The organism is Deltaproteobacteria bacterium, from assembly GCA_016218975.1.
In the GTDB taxonomy this organism is placed as follows: Bacteria; Desulfobacterota; Deferrimicrobia; order Deferrimicrobiales; family Deferrimicrobiaceae; genus JAENIX01.
Genome location: JACRCO010000032.1, coordinates 1 through 16,957, shown reverse-complemented (window position 1 = coordinate 16,957; position 16,957 = coordinate 1). Strand labels below are relative to the sequence as shown.

Sequence of the window (16,957 nt, the reverse complement as noted above, 5' to 3'; positions counted from 1 at the left end):
CTGCGGATCGGCATCCCGAAAGAAATAAAGTCGGGAGAAAACCGCGTCTCAATGACACCGGAAGGGGTGGATGCGCTTGGCCGTGCCGGTGCGTCGGTAATCGTACAGGCCGGCGCGGGGCTGGAAAGCGGGTTCACCGACGATGAATATTCCGCAGCGGGCGGAGCGATCGTCCCTTCGGCCCGTGAAGCCTGGGATACCGACCTCGTCGTCAAGGTAAAGGAACCCGTTACAACCGAGTATCCCTTCCTTTCCGAAAAAACTTCCCTGTTCACGTATCTTCACCTCGCGGCGTTGCCGGAGCTTACGGATGCGTTGCTGGCCCGTCGCGTTACGGCGATCGCGTACGAAACCGTTACCGTGGAAGGCCGGCTGCCGCTTTTGAAACCCATGAGCGAGGTGGCAGGGATCCTGTCGGTGCAGGTAGGCGCGAGGGCTTTGGAGAAGTCCTGCGGAGGGCGGGGGGTCCTGCTGTCGGGCGCAGGCGGTGTTCCCGCATCGCGCGTCCTCGTGATCGGCGCCGGCATCGCGGGCAGGAGCGCGGCGCGGGTCGCCGCCGGAGTGGGCGCGGCGGTGACGATCCTCGACATCTCCGCCGAAAAACTGGTACGCGCCGCCGGTGAAATACCGGCCGGGGTACGAACCGTCCTTTCCACGCAGGAATCGATCCGGGCGGAAATAGCGGAAGCCGACCTGGTCATTTCGACGGTGCTTGTGGTCGGCGACAAGGCGCCGGTGCTCGTATCCCGGGAAATGCTGCGGATGATGAAAAAGGGAGCGGCGGTCGTAGACATTTCCATTGATCAGGGAGGGTCTTTCGAAACTTCCCGCCCGACGACGCACGCTGCCCCCTATTTCGTCGAGGAAGGGGTGGTGCACTATTGCGTCGCGAACATGCCTGCGGCCGTCCCGCGCACTTCGACCGCGGCGCTGGTGTCAGCGACGCTCCCTTATGTGGTTTCGCTGGCGCGCGACGGTGTGGAGGGCGCATTGTGTAAGGATTCCGCGCTGCGGGCAGGGCTCAACACCTTCCGGGGAAAGGTGACCTGCGAAGGAGTGGCAAAGGCGCTCCGCAGGGTGTATACGCAGCCGGAGACGCTCCTTACCTTAAAACGGGGACGTTCCTCTTAAAAACGGGGACGTTCCTGAACTTTTTTCAACAACCTGTGGAAAAAAGTTCAGGAACGTCCCCGTTTTAAGGATGCGACGAAGGCCTGCACCTGGGCGCGGGTGGCGTCAATGGTTCCCGAGTTGTCGATGACGATCCCGGAGGCGCGCGCCTTCTCCTCCGGGTCCATCTGCGATCCGATGCGCTGAAGCGCCTCCTCCCGCGTTATCCCGTCGCGGGACATCAGGCGGCGAACCTGCTCATCGAACCCGCACCGAACGGCGATCACCGCCTCGAAGCGGCCCTTGCGATTCGCTTCGTATATAAGCGCAGCCTCGACGACGGCGATCTCGCGGCCATCCGCTTCAAGCCTGCCGAGCGCGCCGGCGATCTCCATTGCGATGGCCGGATGAGTGAGGGATTCGAGTTCCGCCCGCCTCGCGGGGTCGGCGAAAACGATACCCCCCAGCTTTTTACGGTCGATGCCGCCGTCGGGAAGAAGGATACCGCTGCCGAAACGCCGGACGATTTCCGCATGAACAGGACTTCCCGGGGCCGCTATCTCGCGGGCGATCAGGTCGGCGTCGACGACGGGTATGCCTTCCTCGGCGAGCATGCGCGCCACGGTGCTCTTTCCTGTCCCGATTCCACCCGTCAGCCCGTAAACCTTCATGGCGCGATTATAACAGCCGTTTGTGCGTTGACAACGCAGCGGAAGCGGTGGTACGGTCGTATCATAATGAACCACCATTCATAATTGTTGAAGGAGGGGAAGATGGCCGACGCCGCGGTAACGGAGTTCTTCGAGTCGCTCCAGGTGAGACTGGCGCAGAGCGCTTCCAGGCTGGCCGGGATGAACTGCGTCTACCAGTTCCGGGTGGGAGACGCGCTTTACAATGTCACGCTGGCGGACGGAAAGGCCGCGGTGGCGAAGGGCGAGGCGCCTTCCCCGAACTGCACCGTCACGATGGCGGAAGCCGATTTTCTTGCGCTTATCTCGGGGAAACTCAATGGGCAGATGGCGTTCATGACGGGGAAACTCAAGGTCGCGGGAGATTTCGGTCTCGCTCTAAAGCTGGAATCGCTGCTCAAGGGCTGAAACAGGAAGGAATTGAGGAAGGCAAGGAAAGAACCATACCTCGAGGCGGCGGAAGTTCTCGCTTCCCGAAGGAATGCGGTCGCACTGACGGGGGCGGGTATTTCCGTTGAGAGCGGCGTACCTGCGTTCCGCGGCGCGCAGGGGATGTGGGAGCGTTTCGACCCGTCGGAGTACGCGACCATCGGCGCATTCCTCGAAGACCCGGGAAAAGTCTGGAAAATGCTCTCCGAGATGATCGACGTCCTTAAAAAGGCCGCTCCGAATCCCGCACACAACGTTCTTGCGGAACTTGAAAGGATGGGCATCCTTCGGTCCGTCATCACCCAGAACGTCGACGGCCTTCACCAGGCGGCCGGATCCCGGAAGGTGATCGAATTCCACGGCAATCCGTCGGAACTTGTCTGCATAACTTGCTGGAAGCGCTATCCGTCCCTGGAAAAGGTCGCAGAAGGGATCCCGCCTCGTTGCTCCTGCGGTGCGATACTGAAGCCCGACATCGTGTTTTTCGGAGAGCCGATACCATGGCACGCCCAGGAGGATTCCGAAACCGAAGCGAGGGAATGCAGCGTCCTGCTGGTCATCGGTACCTCCGCGCAGGTCGCCCCGGCTTCGGAAATCCCGCGGATCGCGAGGAGGCAAGGTTCCTTCATCATTGAAATCAACCCGGAAGAGACCCTTTTGACCGCAAACGTTACCGATATCCATCTGCGCTCCGGCGCTTCGGAGGCGTTGGAATTGCTGCTCGGGCATCTCAAGCGGGAGAAAGGAACGATATGATATATTAAAACATTTAATGGAGATAAAATAGTTTAATATTCACATGGGTACCTTTTGCGTTTCAAATAGGATTAATTGTTTCTGCCAACTGCCTGCAAGCGCATGTCCTGTAATTCACCCCAACCCGAATCCTCTTTTTTATCAAAAAGATGAAGTTACAGCCCGAACAGGCCGATAAGGACTTGATGCGACACTGGAAGCATATACTGGCATCGGCACCGTTATTGCTGCGCTTTAAATTTGCTGTCGGGAAAACGGGTATCCCTTGATTTTCGCAGCAGCGGGAAATTCCCGTCCCTGAATGGAGGAGATGATGGGTTCGAAGAGCAGGAAGAAACGTTGTCAGTCGGTCGCAGCGGCCTTGTTGCCGCTCGCGATACTCCTTGTCGCGATCGCAGGGCTGCCCGATACCGCCGTAGCGTCGCGTCTTCCCTCGATCGAGGGAATCGTCGAGAGTGCGTCCGGCACGCACGTCGCGGTGAGAGGCAATACATACGACATAGGCCACGCAACCGTCAGGTCGACGTCGGGCATATCGGTTTCCCTTTCGGAAGTGGCCAGGGGGAGGAAAGTGAAGTTGTACCTGTCGAAAGGGAAAGTGACAGCCGTGGTCGTCTACCCCGCTGACATGATCGAGTGAGGTATCCCTTATGAAGAACCTGAAGTCGTCTCCGGCATTTCCATTTGTATTTATCTTGGTGTCCTTTTTGTTAATGACCTCGCCGGGGACGCTCCGAGCGGGGATGACGGATTACTGCATCGTACCGCCGTATGTAATACAGAACGTCCAGCCGAACGTCATGATCGTTGTCGATACGTCCGGAAGCATGTTCAATATGGCGTACTACGATGGTTTCAACCGGATCCCCTCTGCGAGCGACAACGACTGCTCGCTGGACCAGGCCTGCAGCGGATTCCTAACCCCCGGCACGTACCCGGACTATAAATATTACGGCTATTTCAACCCGGACTACTGGTACACGTACGACAATTCAGGCAATAAATTCGTGCAATCCGTAACAAAGGTTACAAGATCGAAGAATTCGTCCGAGTGGGATGGGAACTTCCTCAACTGGCTGACCATGCGCCGCGTCGACATAATTCGGAAAGTGTTGACAGGGGGGAAGCGCGCAGGAGGAGAGGGGACCGGCTGGGACAAGGTGGAAGGAGAAAAATCCGACTGCGAAGCGCGGGGGGTCCTGAAGCAATTCACGGACAATCAAAGTTATACCCCTTATAACGGTGCGAAAACATATACGTTCAATTACCAGTCGGGGAGCTGCAACGGCTCCGGCTCGGGTACATCGACTTTCACCATCAGCGGCGTCAGTGGAACTTTTTATGTACGCGTTCGCGTGCCGTCTCCCGTCCAGGGCGTTCTGCAGGACGTCGTAGGTTCCAGGGCGCGGATCGGGCTAACTTTTTACAAAGTGAACGATGCAAGCGGCAACAATGAAGGCGGCAGGGTCAGGGTCAACGTGGGCAGCGGAAGCCTCTCCAGCACCGTCAACGAAATAAACAACACGAGGCCCTTTACGAACACGCCGCTGGGGGAAACGCTTTATACGGCGATGGGATATTTCGCCCAGCAGGCGTCGATGCACGGAGGGCCGGGGCCAAGGTACGAGACCAGCGACTACAACATTTCATCCAGCGCGGACCCGATGAATTACGGCACTGGAACTCCGCGTTACCCGGTTTGCCAGAAGAGTTTCGTGCTCTACATCACGGACGGCGAGCCGTGCGGCGATGGAAATATGCCGGCGATAATGGTGAACTATGCGTCCGGCAGATCGAACTACAATTGCGAAGGCGAAAGCTGTCCGGCCGTTTCAAAGCCGATTACGGGAGGGCAATTTTCCTCATCGTCCTTCGGATCATGCGGCGCCGGGGGCTACACTGCCGGCATGGAGGACGTGGCGCTCTACATGCACACGAACGACCTGCGAAGCGACATTGGCGGCACACAGAATATCACCCTGTACAACGTCTTCGCCTTCGGGAAGGGATCCACGCTTCTCCGCTACGCCGCCATCAACGGGGGGTTCCAGGACAACGCCAGCTGTACCGCGAACAACCAGTCATGCTGGGACACCGACCTCGACGGCGAGCCCGACACCTTCTACGAAGCCAACGACGGGAATGAACTGGAGCAGGCGATCCGGAACGCATTTGCTAGCATCCTGAAGCGTGCGTCGTCCGGCACCGCCGCGTCGGTCCTCGCCTCGGGAGAGGGTAGCGGCGCGAACCTGATTCAGGCGGTTTTTTACCCGCGGCGCGCGATCGGCGACGATATCGTCTGGTGGGCGGGGGCGCTTCAGAACCAGTGGTACTATGTGGACCCGTTTTTCGCGAATGCAACCATCCGCGAGGAAACGACGGGAGACAACATACTTAACCTGAGGAACGACGATATCCTTCAGTTTTACTTCAACCCTGTCACCCAGCTTACCGAGGTGCGGCTTTGGGATGACAGTAACGGCGACGGCATAAAGGACACCCAGCCCGGCCCCAACCGCATCGTGCGGTTCGAAGACGTGAGCAGCCTGTGGGAGGCGGGGAAAAAACTTTGGGAGCGTGACCTGGCTTCCAATCCACGGACGATCAAAACCTCCGTGAGCGGCACGGCATTGATAGATTTTTCCGTGGCCAACGCGTCCACTTTGAGTCCCTACATTCTGCCCGACACCGGTGACAACGTGGTCACGATCATCAATTACGTCAACGGGATCGACAACACAGATGATTGGAACCTTCGCAGGCGAACAGTATCTTTCGGCGGCGACAACAGCGTGTGGAGACTGGGCGATATCGTCAATTCCACCCCCCGGATCGTCGCGGGCATCCAGCTGAACAAATACGACTCGGTCTACAGCGATACGACGTATAAAAGCTTCATCGACAACACCGCATATAAAAACCGCGGAATGGTCTTCACCGGCGGGAACGACGGGATGCTGCACGCTTTCCGCCTCGGGAAACTGGAGCTGAACTGGGACGGGAAACAAACGTGGGAAAAAGCCAGGATCACGAATCCGTACACCGGCACGATCCTAGGAGACGAGGCGTGGGCTTTCATTCCGCGGAACGCCCTGCCGTATCTCAAATACCTGAAGGACCCGGACTATTGCCACCTGTACTATGTCGACCTTACTCCGTACGTATTCGACGCGAGCATACAGGGCAATACGACTGATGTCCGCACTGCGGAAAGCTGGCGGACGATCCTCATCGCGGGAATGCGTTTCGGAGGGGCGTGCGAAAACGCAACAACTTGCTCCACGGGGGAGGATTGTGTCAAGACGCCGGCCGCGGACAAGGGGTTTTCCTCGTACTTCGCAATGGACGTAACGGATCCGACGACTCCCACCCTGTTATGGGAATTCTCCAACGTGAATATCCCGGATGCCGTTGCGAACGGCGGGCTCGGGTTCACGACGACGGGACCCGCGATCGTCAGGATCAACGCCGTGAATCCGTCGACCGGCCAGCGCGACCGGTCGCGGAACGGCGAATGGTATGTCGTTTTCGGCTCGGGGCCGACCGGACCGATCGACACCGCGAACAACCAGTTCCTCGGCCGGTCCAACCAGCAGCTCCGATTCTTCGTCCTGAACCTTGAAACCGGGGCGCTGGTCCAGACCATCACGCCGAGCCCGGCGATCACGTATGCCTTCGCCGGCTCCATGATCAATTCGGTGGCGGATTTCAACATAGACTACCAGGACGATGCGATCTATGTCGGATACGTGAAAAGGACCGGTTCGGGCAGCAATTACTCCTGGACCCAGGGCGGGGTCGGCCGGATCGTGACGAAGAACGTGACGCCGTCAAATTCTCCCGGAGCAGGTTGGGTTTTCAACAAGGTGATCGACGATATCGGGCCGGTCACGTCCTACGTGGCAAGGCTTCAGAACAAAAACTACAGTCAGAACTGGCTGTACTTCGGGACCGGGAGATATTTTTTCGAGGTCCCGCCGTCCGGCTCCCAAACAAGTCCCACCATCGACGACGAAACGAACCAGCGTCGTCTTTTCGCGGTCAAGGATCCCTGCTTCACGCAGTACAACACGATCAACGATAACTGCACGACCACGATCGCTTTCCCTCCGACGGATAACACGTTCAGGAACGTAACCGACAACAACAGCGTTCCATCGGAGTTAACTGCGAGCAGTGCGTCGTTCAAGGGATGGTATATAGACCTCGATCCGTCCTCGACGATCGATAACACAATGTCATGGTATACCTATGACAATGTTGCGCGGCCGTACCGGGCGGAAAGGGTCATAACAGATCCCCTGGCCACCACCTCAGGAATCGTGTTCTTCACGACTTTCAAGCCGTATGCCGACGAGTGCGCGCTGGGAGGAAAGAGTTTCATCTGGGCGACACGATACAACACGGGAGGCGCGCCGAAAGTTTTAAAAGGGCAGGGACTTGTCCAGGTATCTACGGCGAGCGTGGAACAGGTTGACCTGTCCAGCGCTTTTTCGGAAAAGGGAGGCCGCAGAACGAGTGCTTTGGAGGGTGTGCCGCCGACTGCGCAGGGGCTGTCGCTTCTCTCGCAGCCGCCGCCGGTAAAGCGGATCCTGCACATGAGGGAGAGGTAGGAATCCGTGAAGGAAAGGACCGGCAGGGGAGGGTACACCCTTGTTGAGATCGCCATGGCGGTCGCCATCCTCGGGATTCTCGTGATGCTCGCCATCAGTTCGTTCAGCGATCTCAGGGTGAAATACGGAATGGAGGCCGAGACGAAGGAGTTGTATGCGTACCTTATGGATGCGCGGGGACGTTCCATGCAGAGGAGCCGGTTCCATTTCGTGCGATTTACGCCCAACGGGTATGCCACTTACGAGGACACCAACCCGCTGCCCGACGGAAACCGGCAGTACGATGCCGGATCAGACAACCAGGTCGCCGGCGGGACGGTGAATTACCCGGTAGTCTCCTTTCTTTCAGCTACCGGAACGCAGGACAACGTGATCTTCAACAGGCACGGCGAGGCCACGGGGACGGGGTATATCCTGATTTCCCCCCCGGCCGGGTCGTCGGTCAACCCGGATTACGACTGCATCTCGATCGCGCAAACGAGGATGCGGACGGGAAGGTACTCGAGCGCGGGGGGAGGGTCCTGCGTTGAGAAGTGAAGCCGGCCTGACGCTGATCGAGGTGCTCGTGGCCGTCGTGATCACCTTCGTCATTTTCCTGGGGATCACGAACGCCGGGCTCGTGGTGCTCGATCAGAACATCAAGAACCTGCAGCGCGACCAGGCTGTGAGCGTGGCCGACAACGTGATGCAGCAGGCGAGAAACATCCCGTACGACAATCTTGTTCTCACCACGACAACGGACAACGTGTTCGTACAGGTCCGCGGGAGCGACCGGACTTACGCCGTCACAAGGAACATCGCGGCGATCGATAACGTCAACGCCGCGTTGGGCCGCCAGGTGACGGTCACCGTGTCATGGACCCGGACGGAGTACGGCCAGCCGAGGACTTACAACCATACGATCATGACCATAGTGAGGCCGCGATGAAACGGCGCGATTCCGGCTTCACACTTATAGAGATTCTCATCGCAGTCGCGATCGTGGGATTCGTACTCGCAGCGGCCTCGACGTTCTTCATCATGTCGGTGAAACAGTACAAAACCCAGACGAAAATCGTGGAAACGAACATTGAAGGGATCCTGGGACTGGAACTCCTTCGAAGGGATATGGAAAGCCTCGGTTTCGGACTGCCGTGGAACAACCTGCCGACGTCCACTCCACTGTACAGTGAAACGTCCGCGGACAACCTGAGCACCCTCAACGATTTCCCGAACGCACCGCGCGCGGCGGCCGGCATCGACAATGCGGCCTTCACCGTGAACCGGTCCGACTATTTAACGGTCAAGTCGGTGACCGTAGGCACGGCGGACGCGGCGGGCAAGTGGACGACGCTGACGCAGGCGGGGACGACGCGGAACTGGGGTTCCACGGAAGAGAACATCGCGGGCACCGAATATGTAATCGTGCTCGCATTGGGAAGCACGGACGCCAACCGGCGGTCTCTGGTCAATCCCGCCTCCCCGTACGCACAATTCAGCAGCACGGCGGCGTACGTTCCCACGGAACCTTATTCGGCGAATATCGTCTACGGAGTCGATGGCTCTCCCCCGATGCGGCCATTCAACCGCGCGGATTACTACGTCGCGAATGCATCGTCCAATCCGCCGGTAACTGTTCCCCTGAGATGCGCGCCGAACACCGGGGTGCTCGTAAAAGGTTTCGTGTCCCACGACAACAACGGCACCTTGAACCTCCTGCCCTTGTTGGACTGCGTGGCCGACATGCAGGTGGTGTACGGCCTTGACGTCGACGGGAACGGGTCGGTGGACCAATGGACCAACGCCGGCGGGTTGCCCGCCGCAGGCGCCACGGCCGCCGCGACAATGCGAACGCAGCTGAGGGAAATCAGGGTCTCCATCCTGGCGCAGGAAGGGATGCGGGACGATTCCTACACGCATCCGGTAAACCCGATCTATGTGGGAATGGCGGATGCCGGATTCGGGAACAATTTCGACATCACCGGATACACGAACTATCGCTGGAAAGTGTACCACCTGGCCGTTAAACCCTGGAACCTGGCGCAGTGAAATGAAAACACTTCGGAACGAAAAAGGGTTCGCCCTGGCGTTCGTCCTAATCCTTGCGGTGATCGCCCTCGTATTCACTATCGCCATGCTTACCATGGTGGGCAGGGGCTCGTTCCTCTCCGGCCAGCAGAAGAGATACCGGACGGCGGTGGAGGCGGGGCACGGGGGCGCTGAGACGATGCTCCAGATGATTTCCAGCAGGGGCTATCTCGACAATGTCTACAACGAGCAATTCACCCCGAACTCGACCGGACTGAACACAAAGCTCGGAAGTCCGACCGGCGTGTGGATCGGATTGGACAACACGACGACGATAGATCCGAATACCCCGTCCACATATGACATGAGGGTACACTTGGGGACCTATCTCGTGTACACGAAGATCGCCGATACCGTTGAAGGAAATTCGGGGGCCGACGAAGGGCTGTTGAAGGAAAGCGTGGTCAATACGGGTTCCGGGGAAGTGACGGTCGTGAGCGTTCCTTATCTGTACACCATCGAGGTCCTGTCCCAGGCCGATGCGAATCCCACCGACCGATCCAGGATATCGGTCTTATACCAGTATTGACGACTATGCTTTTCAATCGTCGTCGCTCCCTCGCTGCCGGATTGATCTTTCTGGCGGGATGTTCCGGCAGTCCGGGACCCGCACCAGCTCCGTCTCCGGCCGGTAACGATTCCATGGCAGGCGCGCCGGCGCAATCGACGCCCGGCAGTGTTGGTGTACCCGACGTTTCGCGTGAAGCGAAGAAACATAACACTCCGCCCGAGATCAAGTGGATCCGCTTCGTCCTTGGCGACGGCGGGCAGGCTAATTCGATAGGGGTGGAAACGGGGACGTTCGACGCGGACGGCGATTCCGTGCGCGTGGATGTCGAATGGCGGAAAAACGGAGAGCCTGCGGGAACGGGGAACCGCCTTGGAGTCCCGGTGAAACGAGGGGACAGGATCGACGTCACCGTCATACCGCGCGACGGCGATGCGCAGGGGAAGATCGCGACGCTTCACCGGGAGATAAGAAACTCCGCTCCCGTGGTCGAAGGGCAGGAACAGTTCAATGCCGACGGAAACCACGTCACCTTCCGCGTCAAGGCTTCCGACCCGGACGGCGACAAGCTGTCTTTCGCCGTCAAGGACGCCCCCGCAGGGATGAAAATCGACCGGGAAACCGGATGGGTGCGATGGGAAACCGCCCCGGGCGAAACCGGAAAGGTCCCGTTCACCGTCACGGTCTCCGACGGGTCCGGAGGAGAGGCGACCGCCCGCTTCAACGTGACGATAGCGGAGCAGCCTCCCTCCCGGGGACGGTAGGATTTCCAGCCGGAAGGCAAGTTCAATTCCGATGTTTAGCCCGCGTCGAAAACGTCGATGCGCGGGAGGGTTCTCCCTCCTCGAGGCGGTCATCGCCCTGCTTATCCTGACCGCCGGAATCTTCGGACTTGCAATGATCCAGCTGACCGCCGTCACCGCGAGGAACCCGCAGGCCGCTTCCAGAAATCGCATAGCTACGGGGCTCGCGCAGGAAAAGCTCGAACGGATGCAGGGGATCGAGTGGAAAAGTCTCGGCTCTTCTCCTTCCGGCGGATTAGAAGAGGGGCCCCACGGGCCGTCCCCGGCATTTTCGAAGTTTCCTTTGGCGGCGGGGGACGCGGTCACGGTTCAGGGGACCGCATATTACCGGGTCTGGCGGGTGGCGCAGGATACGGAAATCCCCGCGTTGAAGACCTTGTCGGCATGGTGCTGCTGGAAGCAGGGCGACGGTACGTGGCGCCAGGTTCTCCTCGTTACACAGCGTTCGGATGCGGCTTACAGATAACATGCGCGGACGCGAGGGAAGCGCCATCGTGCTGGCGATGCTCCTGCTCGTCCTGCTCAACGCGATCGGCATGTATGCCGTCTCCCGCCCTGTTCCCGTGCCGGATTCCGCAAGGCATCATCACCAATCTTTCGTGGCCCGCAACATGGCACGGGGAGGGGCGCACGCCGCCATAGCTCAATTGCCCTCGGTGTTCCCGGAAGGCGCTCCGTATGTCCGCCGGATACCGTCGGGGGAGGATGCGACCGGAAGATATTCGGTCACCTCGCAACGCATCCCGGGCGCCGGATACGGGTACAGGCTGGTATCAGAGGGCACGGTACCCGGTTCCTCCGCAGGCAGGTACATGGTACGTGCGGAAGTGCGCATGGAGGGCGGAAGGACGCGCATCGTCAGATGGGAGGAGATCGGGCCGGCGGCGGCGACCGGCAGCGCGGAACGGTGAAAAAGGGAATCGACGGGGCTTCCGCATCTCGCATATAGTATTGCGATCATGAAGGAACGAAGGATTACTCGGCGCATACGCGTAGGAAGCGTGCCGGTGGGCGGCGGCGCGCCGGTATCGGTCCAGAGCATGACCGCCACGGATACTCGCGACGTGAGGGCGACGGTCGGGCAGATCCGTTCGCTTGCGCGCGAGGGGTGCGAGATCGTTCGGGTGGCGGTGCCCGACGAAGCCGCTGCGAAGGCCTTCCGGAAGATCCGCGCCGCATCGCCCATACCTGTAATCGCCGACATACACTTCAATCATCGGCTTGCGATCGCGTGCGCCGAGGCAGGGGCCGACGCGCTGCGCATAAACCCGGGAAACATCGGAGGCGAGGAGAACACGCTCCGCGTCCTTCGATCGGCCCGGGAGAACCGGATTCCCGTGCGGATCGGGGTCAATGCGGGCTCCCTGGAAAAGGACGTCCTTCGCAAGCACGGCGGCCCGACGGCGAGGGCTCTTGCCGAAAGCGCCGCCCGCTGGGCGCGCTTCTGCGAAAAGGCCCGCTTCACGAACCTTAAATTTTCCCTTAAGGCCTCCGACGTCCCCACTACCGTCGAGGCGTACAGAATCTTTTCCAGGCGTTTCGACTATCCGCTCCACATCGGGGTTACGGAGGCGGGTACATTGATCTCGGGGGCCGTAAAGTCCGCCGTGGGGCTGGGGATCCTCCTGTCCGAAGGCATCGGCGACACTCTCAGGGTTTCCATTACGGGTCCTCCGGAAGACGAGGTCCGCATAGGCTGGAGAATACTTAAAAGCCTTGGCTTGCGCGACCGCGGCCCCGATTTCATCTCCTGTCCGACCTGCGGCAGGGTCTCGATCGACGTCGTCGGCATCGCACAGGAAGTGGAACGGCGGCTCTCCCGGCTCCCCGTTCCGCTGAAGATCGCCGTGATGGGGTGCGCCGTCAACGGACCGGGAGAGGCAAGGGAGGCCGACGTCGGGGTGGCGGGCGGACGGGGTGAAGGATTGATCTTCGTAAAAGGAGAGATCGTGAAGAAAGTGAAGGAAAAGGACATCGTGGCCGAGTTGGTCAGGTACGCGGAAAGACTGGCCGGGGGGAGGAAAGCGCATTGATCAGGTACTCGCAATTTCTTATGCCGACGACGAAGGAAACCCCCTCCGACGCCGAAGTGGCAAGCCACCGGTTGATGCTTCGCGCGGGGATGATACGGAAGGTGGCCTCGGGCATCTACAACTATCTTCCCGCGGGACTGCGTGTGCTGCGGAAAGTGGAGAAGATCATTCGCGAAGAGATGGACCGCGCGGGCGCACAGGAAGTCCTGATGCCCACGGTCATCCCTTCGGAACTCTGGAAGGAAAGCGGCAGGTGGGACGCATACGGAAAGGAACTTCTCCGGTTCCGGGACCGCGCCGACCGTGAGTTCTGCCTTGGCCCGACCCACGAGGAAGTCATCACGGACCTCGTGCGCCGCGAGGTCAGGTCGTATCGCCAGCTTCCGCTGAACCTCTACCAGATCCAGGACAAGTTCCGGGACGAGATCCGCCCGCGGTTCGGATTGATGCGGGGCCGGGAGTTCTTCATGAAAGACGCCTATTCCTTCGACGCCGACGAGGAAGGCGCCGCGCAATCCTACCGGAAGATGTACGAGGCCTATTGCCGCATCTTCCGCAGAATGGGGCTATCGTTCCGCGCGGTGGAGGCGGACACCGGGTCGATCGGCGGGAGCAGCTCTCACGAATTCATGGTGATAGCGGATTCGGGGGAGGACGCCATCGTGTCCTGCGAGGCGTGCGACTACGCGGCCAACCTGGAGAAGGCGGAAGTTCCGCCTGCGGCGGACGAAACCGGCGCAGGAGGAGCGGCCGCGGGCCCGCCGAGGAAAGTCTCGACGCCGGGCAAGCGGACGATCGCGGAAGTCGCGGAATTTCTCGGCATCGATCCCGCATCGCTGATCAAGACGCTGATCTTCGAGTCGGACAAGGGGGACGTGGCGGTGCTGGTCTCGGGCCGATACGACGTCAACGAGATCAAGGTCAGGAACCTTCTCGGAGCGGACTGGGTCCGCCTTGCCCCGGAAGAGCGCGTGCGGGAGCTGACCGGCTCGCCGACCGGCTATGCGGGGCCGGTCGGATTGAAATTGCGTATGCTGGCCGACAGTTCCGTCCGGCATATCCGGGCGGGCGCTACAGGCGCGAACGAGAAGGATGCGCACCTCGTCGACGTCGTGCCGGGAAGGGACTTCTCTCCGGAAGGATACGCCGACCTGCGGCTCGTGACGGAAAGCGATCCCTGCCCGCGATGCGGGGGCGCATTGCGTTTTTCGCGCGGTATCGAAGTCGGGCACGTGTTCCGGCTCGGAACGAAATACAGCAAGGCGCTTTCCGCCGTATATCTCGACGCCGGCGGGAAGGAGCGCACGATCGTAATGGGGTGCTACGGGATCGGGGTCGGGCGCACGGCTGCGGCGGCGATCGAGCAGAACCACGACGCGGACGGCATCGTCTGGCCGATTTCCATCGCTCCATTCGAGGTCGCCGTCGTCCCGGTCAACGTGAAGCACGAGGGGATCGCAAAGGAATCGGCGCGGTTCGCCGAAGAACTTTCCTCAGGCGGCATCGAGACGCTGCTGGACGATCGGGACGAGCGCCCGGGAATCAAGTTCAAGGACGCCGATCTTAGCGGCATCCCCCTTCGTGTGACGTTCGGTGAAAAGAATTTCGCGGCGGGGTTCGCGGAGGTGAGGGACAGGAGGACGGGGGAGACCGTCCGGGTGGAAATCTCCCGGCTGGCGGAAAGCGTTCGGGCCGCCGTCGAAGCGAAAAGGAAGGAGTGCGCCTGAATGAAGGAAAGGATCATCGTCGCGCTGGACACCGATTCGCCGGAAAAGGCCCTTGACACGGTCTCTGCGCTTGCAGGCGAGGTGGGGCTGTTCAAGGTCGGGATGGAGCTGTTTCCCCGAGGCGGGCCGCGGCTCATCGAGAAGATACGAGAAACCGGTTCCCGGGTTTTTCTCGACCTGAAGTTCCACGACATTCCCAACACCGTCGCAGGGGCGGTCAGGTCCGCCGTTGCGCTCGGAGTATCGTTCGCGACCGTTCACGCCTCGGGGGGGAAGGCGATGCTCGCTGCGGCCGCGGAAGCCGCAGCGGGAAGCGGAACGGCGATCCTCGCGGTAACGGTGCTCACCAGCCTCGACGACGCCGATCTTTCATCCATAGGGTTCTCCGTGCCCGCCGGGGAAGCGGTCGGCCGGCTGGCGGGACTGGCCGTCGATGCAGGCATCGGCGGGATCGTATGCTCCGCGAAAGAGGTCGCCTCGCTGCGGGAACGGCTCGGGAGCAAGGTCACGCTCGTAACTCCCGGCGTCCGCCTTCCGGAAGACGCCGTGGGAGATCAGAAGCGCGTGGTCACCCCTTACGACGCCGTGCGAGCGGGCGCCGACTACCTTGTCGTCGGCAGGCCCATTACGAAAGCCGCGGACCCCGTGGCCGCCGCCCGCAAATTCGCAACCGAAATGCAACGCGCCAAAGGTTAACGGCGGCATCGCATGTGGATCACGGGGAAGCATCCGGTCGAGGAACTGCTTGGGTCGATCCGCCAGAAGGCGACGCGGCTCCTGCTCTCGGATTCCATGCCCGCCGAAACCGTCAGGCACCTGTCGGAACGAGCGGGCAGGCTGCGGATCCCGTGCGCCACGTGTCAAAGGGAGGAGTGGGAACGGCGTACGGGAGACCGGGGCGGGGGAGGAATCGCAGCGGAGCTCGCGGAGTTCCATTACGCGGATTTCCACGACTGGGCGGCGGGACTGGGCCAAAACGCCCTCGTTTTTCTGCTCGACGGGATCACCGACCCGCAGAACCTCGGCTCCATCCTGAGAAATGCCAGGGCGTTCGGAGTGGACGGCGTTGTCGTTCCGAAGGACCGGTCATCCCCTGTGACCGCGGCGGTTTTCAGGTCGTCTGCGGGCGCCGCCGCGCATGTGCCGTTGATCCTGGTTACGAACCTGGCCCGGACGGTCGAGGGACTGCAGGAAAAAGGATTCTGGATGTACGCCGCCGCCGAAAAGGGAGAGACGGGACTCTTCGACCTGAAACCAGCGGCCCGGACAGGCATCGTTCTGGGCAGCGAGGAACACGGGATAAGGAAGCTCGTCCGGGAGAAATGCGACGGATCGGTTCGGATCCAGATGGAACCAGGCATAGATTCCCTGAACGTGGGGGTAGCATCCGGCATCCTGGCATTCTTCTTGAGGGGAATGTCCGAAAAACGTTGACAACCTCCCGTAAAAGGGTTCAAATTCAATGTTTCGGAATCGCCGTGATTTCGGAATGCGCCGACGTAGCTCAACGGCAGAGCGTCTGATTTGTAATCAGATGGTTGGAGGTTCAACTCCTCTCGTCGGCTCCAGCCTTCGCTCGAAAGCGTGCCGGGCGCAGGGTAACGGCACGATAGCGTGGAGGGGTACCCGAGTGGCCAAAGGGGGCAGACTGTAAATCTGCTGGCAGCGCCTACGGAGGTTCGAATCCTCCCCCCTCCACCAACCTTAGGTTTTAAATCGCGGTTGTCCGCCAACTTTCCATTCCCCCGCCCGCCGGAAGGCGTGCGAAGGGGAGGGATTTTTTTGCGTTTTATTCGGCAATAATGATTGACAGGGCTATTTTACCTATATAAAATTGTAAGATTCCGGTGAACCCGATATACGGGTAATGGGCGGGCGTAACTCAGTTGGCAGAGTCACAGCCTTCCAAGCTGTTGGTCGCGGGTTCGATTCCCGTCGCCCGCTCCAGAGATTCCCGGAGGGATATTCGCCCACGTAGCTCAGTCGGCAGAGCACGTCCTTGGTAAGGACGGGGTCAGCAGTTCAATCCTGCTCGTGGGCTCCAACTTGACCCATAACTCTCTTTCCCGGAGGAGCCGAATCCATGTCCAAGCAGAAGTTTGAGCGCACGAAGCCTCACGTGAACGTGGGAACGATCGGTCACGTGGATCACGGGAAGACGACCTTGACGGCGGCGATCACGAAGGTATTGGCGAATCGCGGCTGGGCGGAGTTTGTGCCGT

18 protein-coding genes and 4 tRNA genes are annotated in these 16,957 nt (G+C 60.3%); 21 read left to right on the top strand and 1 reads right to left on the bottom strand.

Going from position 1 to position 16,957, the window contains the following annotated elements; genetic code table 11:
• On the top strand, positions 1–1,131 hold the full coding sequence (gene ald, locus HY896_03750; protein MBI5575456.1) for an alanine dehydrogenase: 1,131 nt from the start codon (positions 1–3) through the stop codon (positions 1,129–1,131).
• Between the two features lie 47 nt (positions 1,132–1,178).
• Here ald and HY896_03745 read toward each other — a convergent pair whose 3' ends face one another.
• Entirely contained in the window at positions 1,179–1,781 is a 603-nt protein-coding gene (locus tag HY896_03745; protein ID MBI5575455.1) for a dephospho-CoA kinase, read from the bottom strand.
• Positions 1,782–1,883: 102 nt separating this feature from the next.
• Between HY896_03745 and HY896_03740 the strand changes: the two genes are divergently transcribed.
• The 20 genes from HY896_03740 to tuf all read left to right on the top strand — a co-directional run.
• Positions 1,884–2,207, top strand: a complete 324-nt coding sequence (locus tag HY896_03740; protein MBI5575454.1) for an SCP2 sterol-binding domain-containing protein — start codon at positions 1,884–1,886, stop codon at positions 2,205–2,207.
• A gap of 12 nt (positions 2,208–2,219) precedes the next feature.
• Positions 2,220–2,984, top strand: a complete 765-nt coding sequence (locus HY896_03735) for an NAD-dependent deacylase (protein MBI5575453.1) — start codon at positions 2,220–2,222, stop codon at positions 2,982–2,984.
• A 301-nt stretch (positions 2,985–3,285) separates the two neighbouring features.
• Complete coding sequence (locus HY896_03730; GenBank protein ID MBI5575452.1) at positions 3,286–3,624, top strand: hypothetical protein; 339 nt, start codon at positions 3,286–3,288, stop codon at positions 3,622–3,624.
• A gap of 103 nt (positions 3,625–3,727) precedes the next feature.
• Positions 3,728–7,597: a hypothetical protein gene (locus HY896_03725; GenBank protein MBI5575451.1), complete on the top strand. Its 3,870-nt coding sequence runs from the start codon at positions 3,728–3,730 to the stop codon at positions 7,595–7,597.
• 6 nt (positions 7,598–7,603) lie between these two features.
• The gene (locus HY896_03720) at positions 7,604–8,134 is read left to right on the top strand and encodes a prepilin-type N-terminal cleavage/methylation domain-containing protein (GenBank protein ID MBI5575450.1); all 531 of its coding nucleotides are present in this window, start codon (positions 7,604–7,606) and stop codon (positions 8,132–8,134) included.
• Complete coding sequence (locus HY896_03715) at positions 8,124–8,525, top strand: prepilin-type N-terminal cleavage/methylation domain-containing protein (GenBank protein ID MBI5575449.1); 402 nt, start codon at positions 8,124–8,126, stop codon at positions 8,523–8,525. Before HY896_03720 ends, HY896_03715 begins: the two co-directional genes overlap by 11 nt.
• Positions 8,522–9,625: a PilW family protein gene (locus HY896_03710; GenBank protein ID MBI5575448.1), complete on the top strand. Its 1,104-nt coding sequence runs from the start codon at positions 8,522–8,524 to the stop codon at positions 9,623–9,625. The genes HY896_03715 and HY896_03710 overlap by 4 nt, the downstream gene beginning before the upstream one ends.
• 1 nt (position 9,626) lies before the next feature.
• Positions 9,627–10,193 (top strand): hypothetical protein, encoded by a 567-nt coding sequence (locus HY896_03705; GenBank protein ID MBI5575447.1) that lies wholly within the window; start codon positions 9,627–9,629, stop codon positions 10,191–10,193.
• 113 nt (positions 10,194–10,306) lie between these two features.
• Positions 10,307–10,936 (top strand): cadherin-like domain-containing protein, encoded by a 630-nt coding sequence (locus HY896_03700; protein MBI5575446.1) that lies wholly within the window; start codon positions 10,307–10,309, stop codon positions 10,934–10,936.
• Positions 10,937–10,967: 31 nt separating this feature from the next.
• On the top strand, positions 10,968–11,441 hold the full coding sequence (locus HY896_03695) for a hypothetical protein (GenBank protein ID MBI5575445.1): 474 nt from the start codon (positions 10,968–10,970) through the stop codon (positions 11,439–11,441).
• A gap of 1 nt (position 11,442) precedes the next feature.
• The gene (locus HY896_03690; protein ID MBI5575444.1) at positions 11,443–11,886 is read left to right on the top strand and encodes a hypothetical protein; all 444 of its coding nucleotides are present in this window, start codon (positions 11,443–11,445) and stop codon (positions 11,884–11,886) included.
• 48 nt (positions 11,887–11,934) lie between these two features.
• Positions 11,935–13,008, top strand: a complete 1,074-nt coding sequence (gene ispG, locus HY896_03685; protein ID MBI5575443.1) for a flavodoxin-dependent (E)-4-hydroxy-3-methylbut-2-enyl-diphosphate synthase — start codon at positions 11,935–11,937, stop codon at positions 13,006–13,008.
• Complete coding sequence (locus HY896_03680) at positions 13,008–14,735, top strand: proline--tRNA ligase (protein MBI5575442.1); 1,728 nt, start codon at positions 13,008–13,010, stop codon at positions 14,733–14,735. Before ispG ends, HY896_03680 begins: the two co-directional genes overlap by 1 nt.
• Positions 14,736–15,431, top strand: coding sequence for an orotidine-5'-phosphate decarboxylase (gene pyrF / locus HY896_03675; protein ID MBI5575441.1), 696 nt, complete (start codon positions 14,736–14,738; stop codon positions 15,429–15,431).
• A gap of 12 nt (positions 15,432–15,443) precedes the next feature.
• On the top strand, positions 15,444–16,169 hold the full coding sequence (gene rlmB, locus HY896_03670; protein ID MBI5575440.1) for a 23S rRNA (guanosine(2251)-2'-O)-methyltransferase RlmB: 726 nt from the start codon (positions 15,444–15,446) through the stop codon (positions 16,167–16,169).
• A gap of 59 nt (positions 16,170–16,228) precedes the next feature.
• Positions 16,229–16,303 (top strand) — tRNA-Thr (locus HY896_03665).
• Between the two features lie 48 nt (positions 16,304–16,351).
• A tRNA-Tyr gene (locus HY896_03660) sits at positions 16,352–16,436 on the top strand.
• A 170-nt stretch (positions 16,437–16,606) separates the two neighbouring features.
• Positions 16,607–16,682, top strand: a tRNA-Gly gene (locus HY896_03655).
• A gap of 21 nt (positions 16,683–16,703) precedes the next feature.
• Positions 16,704–16,779: transfer RNA gene (locus HY896_03650), tRNA-Thr, on the top strand.
• 39 nt (positions 16,780–16,818) lie between these two features.
• On the top strand, positions 16,819–16,957 hold a 139-nt coding region (tuf, locus tag HY896_03645; protein MBI5575439.1), incomplete at its 3' end, for an elongation factor Tu.

What these genes read in the sequence shown, in the direction of transcription:
- HY896_03745 (MBI5575455.1), bottom strand. Translation starts at nt 1,781, where the DNA reads ATGAAGGTTTACGGGCTGACGGGTGGAATCGGGACAGGAAAGAGCACC.
- HY896_03740 (MBI5575454.1), top strand. Translation starts at nt 1,884, where the DNA reads ATGGCCGACGCCGCGGTAACGGAGTTCTTCGAGTCGCTCCAGGTGAGA.
- HY896_03730 (MBI5575452.1), top strand. Translation starts at nt 3,286, where the DNA reads ATGGAGGAGATGATGGGTTCGAAGAGCAGGAAGAAACGTTGTCAGTCG.
- HY896_03725 (MBI5575451.1), top strand. Translation starts at nt 3,728, where the DNA reads ATGACGGATTACTGCATCGTACCGCCGTATGTAATACAGAACGTCCAG.
- HY896_03710 (MBI5575448.1), top strand. Translation starts at nt 8,522, where the DNA reads ATGAAACGGCGCGATTCCGGCTTCACACTTATAGAGATTCTCATCGCA.
- HY896_03705 (MBI5575447.1), top strand. Translation starts at nt 9,627, where the DNA reads ATGAAAACACTTCGGAACGAAAAAGGGTTCGCCCTGGCGTTCGTCCTA.
- HY896_03700 (MBI5575446.1), top strand. Translation starts at nt 10,307, where the DNA reads ATGGCAGGCGCGCCGGCGCAATCGACGCCCGGCAGTGTTGGTGTACCC.
- HY896_03695 (MBI5575445.1), top strand. Translation starts at nt 10,968, where the DNA reads ATGTTTAGCCCGCGTCGAAAACGTCGATGCGCGGGAGGGTTCTCCCTC.
- HY896_03690 (MBI5575444.1), top strand. Translation starts at nt 11,443, where the DNA reads ATGCGCGGACGCGAGGGAAGCGCCATCGTGCTGGCGATGCTCCTGCTC.
- ispG (MBI5575443.1), top strand. Translation starts at nt 11,935, where the DNA reads ATGAAGGAACGAAGGATTACTCGGCGCATACGCGTAGGAAGCGTGCCG.
- pyrF (MBI5575441.1), top strand. Translation starts at nt 14,736, where the DNA reads ATGAAGGAAAGGATCATCGTCGCGCTGGACACCGATTCGCCGGAAAAG.
- rlmB (MBI5575440.1), top strand. Translation starts at nt 15,444, where the DNA reads ATGTGGATCACGGGGAAGCATCCGGTCGAGGAACTGCTTGGGTCGATC.